This is a genomic window from Blautia sp. AF34-10 (genome assembly GCF_003477865.1).
Lineage (GTDB): Bacteria > Bacillota > Clostridia > Lachnospirales > Lachnospiraceae > Fusicatenibacter > Fusicatenibacter saccharivorans.
Genome location: NZ_QUED01000051.1, coordinates 1 through 6,038, shown reverse-complemented (window position 1 = coordinate 6,038; position 6,038 = coordinate 1). Strand labels below are relative to the sequence as shown.

Genomic DNA, 6,038 nt, shown 5'->3' with positions numbered 1-6,038 from the left:
CTCTTGTTGCGCTCGATGCGAACATCGGTCAGAGCTTCAATATCGGAAATCGTGAAATTGTAATACTCCTTGTCGTAGGCTTCCAGCGCACTCCGTATATCTTCCTCGGTCAATGCGTTCTCATGCTTCACCATCTGCAGATCATCAAAAGCCTCTTTCATATCCTGCCGGAGCTGCTGCTTCGACACACCGCATTTGTAAGCATAGATAGCAAGGCACATCAAAAAGAAATACCGATGCCCGCCCTTTATCTCTCCGATCTGCCGCAGCCACCAATGGTAGAGCGCATACGGATCATCACCATGCACCTTTCCGGCAATATCCCACTTCTTGCGTCCTTTCTCGCCTCTCACAACAACACGCTCATACCACTCCGGATATGCCTCCCTCGCCTCAGCTCGTGTCATTTTGGATGGGCTGAAAGGCTTATTGACATCCACCCTGTTTTCTGGCTTTGCGTAGGCGTTCAGATAATCCAGCGTTACCCGTTCTCCGGTACGGAAAGCGACCAGCTCCGTCCCATGCTTGTCATTGATGCTGCCCACCATGCGGAAGCTCTGATTGATGGATTGATACTGGATCGCCTTGACCTGCGAAGTGCTGCCATACTCCCATAGCCGGAAAGTGAGGTCATATTTCAGACTTTTAAGCTGAATTTTTATATTCGGGTATAGGTCAATCGGCTGCTGGAAAACATAGTAGATATGCAGCCCTGTCCCCGACAGAACAAGGAAAGTCGGCATCGGCAACCGGCGCACTCGCTCCGGATCGCCGCCAAAGCGCAGAAAGAGGTTGCGCAGCTCGGCAAGACCTACGCCATCCAGATCGAAGATCAGAGCATACATCCGCTGGGCGTTCTCCAGCCTGTTCTCCTTTCTGCGATATGCAAGACCGCTGCACAAAGTAAGGCTGTTCCCCTCGACAAACTCCATGTAATCCTGTTCCCATGTGTCGTTATACATCTTCCTGCGCCGGAGCTTCTTATCCTCGCTCTGTTCGTCCCGATACAGATACACAGCGTTCGGATGGGAAAAATCCGTGTGCCGTTCTCCGGAGTTCTCATTGTCCGGAAACAGCTCTTTATAAAACTCATAGCCTCCGACCTCCGGATATTGTGCGCTCAAATACTCGTAGCAGCCTCGATAATTCTCGGTCATATTACCACCTCACAAAAGAAAAAGTACCAAAAAGAAAATCCGCTGCGGCGGGGATCGCCTGCGGGCGGAAGGGGAAAGGGGAGGCAAAAGAGCGGCGGCTACGCCGCCTTAAAGAGAAAGTCACCTCCCCCTTTTCCCCTCGCTGCGGGGCATTGAAAGTGCCGCCACTATGGAAAACCCGATGGGTTTACCACAGTGGCTTGGAAAACCTCTAACGAGGTTTACCACACTTCCAACACCCCTCCGCTCACCCCCCTTTTCCCCTCCGACTTTCTCCCTTTCAGAGAGAAAAAATATAGGTTGGGAGTACCCTTACAGGGGGCTTAGATTATCAATACAGCAATTCCCTATTTTCAGTTGTTATTATAGCCTGTCCGAAAGAGATTTTCAAGCCCTCCGGACAGGCTTCTTTTACAGCTCCATGCCGCCCATTCCTCGCTGGTGCTGCTGTTGCTCCTGCTGCTGTCCAATCTCCGGATCGGGCAGCAGCTCCCTCGCCTTTTCAAGCAGAGGACGCAGACGCTCCGGCAAGTGTTCTTCCAAGAAGTCCAGCATCCGACCGATGCCGTCCGTCAGACGCTCGGTGAAGCTGCGTTCCTCCTGCAGCTCGGATTGCAGATAATAGTTTTCATCGCGCAGCCTCCGGTTTTCCTGTTCAAGCCTCTGCTGCCGCTGCGCTTCTTCCAGCCGCTTCTTCATGGACGGCACCTGTGACCGCAGACGGGTGTTTTCCTCCGTCAGCTCCTGTACCTTGTGCCGATCCGTCACGCTGCGCAGTGCCATTTTCTTTAGCTGCTCGACCTGATCCACCGTCACGCCCTTTACTGCCCCTGTGAGCGTCTTTTCCGGCTGAATATCATGCAGGGGTGCATTTACCCTGTCAGCCTCCTTTAAGAGCCGCACAGTGCCTTTCAGAGCGTCCCGCTGCCGTTCCAGCTCAGCAACCTCCCGCTCTACTGCCGCTGTCTGCTGCTGCACCGCTTCCAGCCTCGCAGCCGCTTCCTTGAACTGCGGCAAGTCCATGTGCGGTCTGTTCGTGCCGAGAGAGATAATTTCAAAATCGTGCCGCTGGGCGATCTCCGTCAGAGCTTCTTTCTCCCGTTCCATCCACGCCGCCCATTCGGTCTGCTTTCTGCCGACACCGACAAACCCCTGCTGCTTCAATGCCTGTTTCATAGATACCCTTGTAGAAAGTCCTCTTGACTGCTCCGTTGCCACAGGGATAAAATCGACATGGAGATGGGGCGTTGCCTCGTCCATGTGCAGCACCATATTGAACACCCGCAGATGGGGGTTGCGTTCTGCAAAAGACTCCGCAAAATCTTTCAGAGCTGCCGCCGCCCGTTCTCCGTCCGGCGTACCGCACCCACAGTCGCTCATGTTGCCGATCTGGAAGATCGCTTCATGGAACAGCTTTTCCTGTTTACTCTGCCGGATATGCTCATAGTAGTCCGGTATCTTATCTCTCGTTTTGGTTTTCTTTGCGTTGTAGGCTGCGAGAGCTTCATCAAAGACCATATGATAGACCTGCTTCAGATCCTCGTTGCAGAAAACAATGTTCTGCTCCGTCCGGCTCCGGTCTACATTCGCCGCTGAGAAGCTGCGGTTGTTGTGCCGGATGCTCCCTGCACCTGTCATACCCGAAATCGTAACTCCCATAAAATCGCCCCCTTTCCGCTTATTCTTCCGTCCTCTATTTTATCATAAATTTCCGCTAAAAACAACCTCTTTGTTACTTTCTGGTGAGAAAGTAACGCAAAAGCACTTTCACACCGCCACCCCATCGGTGCAGCGGTGTGAAAGTGCTTTGCGCCCCTAAAGGGGAGGGGTTGCCGGAGCTGCTTCACTGCCGGCTCGTGCCTGCTGCTCTGCCAGCTCCGGAGGGGCGCTGCCCCTGCCGTCTGCGGACGGCTCCCCGACCTTCATCCCACCGATAAACTGGAATTGGTCATAAAAAAGCCGATAACACATAGGTTTTTTGACCTAATGCGTTATCGGCTCTGCGTCTATGCGTCTGGCACTTTTAATCATTTTTTTTGAATTTATTATATGTGTTAGCTAACTGTCCACAAGCCGCGTTAATCTCTCTGCCATGAGAAACTCTCATAGTAACTTCAAGTCCTGCTTGCTCTAATTGATGTTTGAATGCAACTATTTCCCGTTTCTGTGGTGCTTTAATTCTTGAATTGCTTGTTGGGTTGTATTGTAACACGTTAATCATAACTTTTTTGCCCCGAAACCATTTTGCAAGTTGTCTTACATCTGAGGGCCGGTCATTTATACCCGGTAAAAGCAAATACGCAAAGACAATTTTGCGATTATGCCTTTCAGAATAGGATAAGGCTTGCTTAACAACATCTTCAATAGCATATATGCGCATGTGAGGAATAATACGATTTCTTGCAGATTGTGTTGCTGCGTGTAAAGATATTGTCAACTGAATTTTAAGATGTTCCTCGCGCAATTTTTTTAATTGATCGACCGGACCAACTGTTGATATGGTAATGCCGTCGGTTGGAAAGTTGAGCCCATATCTATCTCGGAGAATATGGATTGCTTTTATCAAGTTGTCATAATTGAATAAAGGCTCTCCCATACCCATAAAAACGATACGGTTTACTTTTCGACGCAACAATATAATCTGTTGTACGATTTCTGACGATGTTAGATTACGAACAAAGCCATTTCGCCCGGACTCACAAAAAATACAACCAACAGGACAACCGACTTGTGTGCTCACGCAAACAGTTCCACCATCTCGCCGCTTGATAAAAACCGTTTCAATGTATTTGTTGTCTTTCAGTTCGTAAACATACTTTTCAGTATCACTGCTTTTGCAAATATTTTTTACCAACATTGATAGATTTTTTTTGCGTGGTAATTGCTTATATAATTCTTCATATAAGGCTTTTGCTTCATTCTCGCCAATAACTTCCGACATTTCTTTGTAAGTAAATCCGTATGGATCATTCCGTACTTCCGCAGGCGTATATTTAGGTAAACGTTTCATTTTTATATCCTTTCTTCTAAATAATAAAAGTTTGTTTTTCTGTATTTTTGATTACAATCTCTAATTTTTCTACATCAATGATATGCGTCAATTTGCATTTAGGGCAGAAAAGAGGAAAATCTTTTAATACAGTATCAATTCCCGATTTGTCGTTCTGTTTAGTCCCCAAAGAACCTACTAAACCAGCTACGCTTTTGAACCGGTTCTGTCTCACGCTCCGGCTGATCGGCTCCGGACTTGCCGGAAAGAAGCTGCTGATGCATTGTCCCAGCATGGAGAGCCTGGGCCGCTGCCGCAGTCTGCTGTGCCGTCACCAACGCCGAGCTGACCTCCGCCAACCTTGCGTTCAGTTCCTCGATCTGCTTGTCCTTTACAGCAAGTTGCTCGCTTTTCCGGTCTAATTCTCCCTGCAGCATAGCGATCAAAGTGGTTTCGCAAGTTTCGCAACTTGCTTTCGCCTGTTGCGAAACTTGCTTTCGTTCAACACCTAAATAATGCTGATATATGGCGGTTTTTTGACTTTCGCTGATTGCGAAACTTCCTTTCGCATCTTTCGCAACATGGTTTCGCCTACACCATGCACGAACTGCCTGTTCCGACACGCCACATTCTATTGCAATTTCCGTTATTACACCCGCCAAATATCATCACCACTCTTTCATCCGGAGTTAATCTCAAAACAAATCGCTATGAGATCCCGTCCTTATCAATTTCAAAATCAAAGTCTGCCGAACAACTTTATAGACCAACAGCCAGTCCGGCTCGATGTGACATTCTCTCATGTCCTTATAATTTCTGGAATTAGTGAGAGCATGATCTCGATACGCCTCCGGCAACGGCTGCTCGTTACACAACAGCGTGATCACTTCCTCCAACTTCTTCGGATCGCAGCCTCTCTTGATCGCAAGCTTGTAATCTCGTTTGAACTGCCCCGAAAACTCCGGCTTAAGCATTCAGCGCCTCCATCAGATCTGCAACGCTATCAAACGGACCATACATATCCTCTCCCTTTTCTGCCGCCTCCATCGCCGCATAGGTAACAGCATTCGGCTCGTCAACCTTGACTTCAAAGGGAAGTCCATGACACCTAAGTGCCTGTCGATAAAAAATACCCGTTGCCGTACTCAAATCCATTCCGAGGGACTTAAAGAGAGCTGCCGCCTGTGCTTTCAGCTCCGGCTCCATTCTTATCGTCATATTTCCTTTAGCCATAATAGCACTCCTTTCCTCGTCATTTTTAGCTTGCACTAATATTATATTCAATATTCGTGACATTTGCAAGTGCATTGCAAATGTTTTTTTGCAACTTTTCTATGAACAGTGCTTTCTATATGCTAACACCGCAGCGTGTACATTTAGGGGGTGAAAAAGCCTTATTTCGCGCGGTTTTCAAGCCTCGTTTTCGGTGGGGTAATATAAAAACCCTTACCCGCCCCGAAAACGCCTTGTAGGGCGTTTCTGGGGCGTTTACAGCCCTTTCTTAAATTCCTCCACCAACAGATCGCTCAAAGCCTGTGATGGGCGTATTTTGACCGTTATATGCCCCTCCGGTACGGTGTCCCACCATTTGCGGATCGTTTTCGGATCAAGTCCGGTGTCCCTATGACAATCGGCCTTGCGTCCCTCTGGATGCTCCTGCCGCCACGCATAGACTTGCGCTTTCTTTTCTTCTGCCCCTTTTCTTCTCCATGTGCCGCCAGGATAATCCACTTCCTGCACCGCCCTTGCTCTTTTCAAATGCTCTTTCTGTGATCTACCATTCCTCTTGTTGCGCTCGATGCGAACATCGGTCAGAGCTTCAATATCGGAAATCGTGAAATTGTAATACTCCTTGTCGTAGGCTTCCAGCGCACTCCGTATATCTTCCTCGG

6 protein-coding genes and 2 pseudogenes are annotated in these 6,038 nt (G+C 48.7%); all 8 read right to left on the bottom strand.

Annotated elements, in window-relative coordinates; translation table 11 throughout:
* Positions 1 to 1,157 (bottom strand): annotated as a pseudogene (locus DWZ60_RS16440) (hypothetical protein); the annotation flags it as partial.
* A gap of 411 nt (positions 1,158 to 1,568) precedes the next feature.
* A complete protein-coding gene (locus tag DWZ60_RS16435; RefSeq protein ID WP_015517767.1) occupies positions 1,569 to 2,816 on the bottom strand; it encodes a plasmid recombination protein in 1,248 nt (415 codons plus the stop codon).
* 364 nt (positions 2,817 to 3,180) lie between these two features.
* A complete protein-coding gene (gene rlmN, locus DWZ60_RS16430; protein WP_006774449.1) occupies positions 3,181 to 4,167 on the bottom strand; it encodes a 23S rRNA (adenine(2503)-C(2))-methyltransferase RlmN in 987 nt (328 codons plus the stop codon).
* 16 nt (positions 4,168 to 4,183) lie between these two features.
* On the bottom strand, positions 4,184 to 4,441 hold the full coding sequence (locus tag DWZ60_RS18755; RefSeq protein WP_256435368.1) for a cysteine-rich KTR domain-containing protein: 258 nt from the start codon (positions 4,439 to 4,441) through the stop codon (positions 4,184 to 4,186).
* Positions 4,326 to 4,808, bottom strand: a complete 483-nt coding sequence (locus DWZ60_RS16420) for a hypothetical protein (protein WP_076917214.1) — start codon at positions 4,806 to 4,808, stop codon at positions 4,326 to 4,328. The genes DWZ60_RS18755 and DWZ60_RS16420 overlap by 116 nt, the downstream gene beginning before the upstream one ends.
* A 33-nt stretch (positions 4,809 to 4,841) precedes the next feature.
* Complete coding sequence (locus DWZ60_RS16415; RefSeq protein WP_021632616.1) at positions 4,842 to 5,120, bottom strand: type II toxin-antitoxin system YafQ family toxin; 279 nt, start codon at positions 5,118 to 5,120, stop codon at positions 4,842 to 4,844.
* Entirely contained in the window at positions 5,113 to 5,379 is a 267-nt protein-coding gene (locus DWZ60_RS16410) for a type II toxin-antitoxin system RelB/DinJ family antitoxin (RefSeq protein WP_033119556.1), read from the bottom strand. The genes DWZ60_RS16415 and DWZ60_RS16410 overlap by 8 nt, the downstream gene beginning before the upstream one ends.
* Positions 5,380 to 5,634: 255 nt before the next feature.
* A pseudogene (locus DWZ60_RS17375) lies at positions 5,635 to 6,038 on the bottom strand (hypothetical protein); the annotation flags it as partial.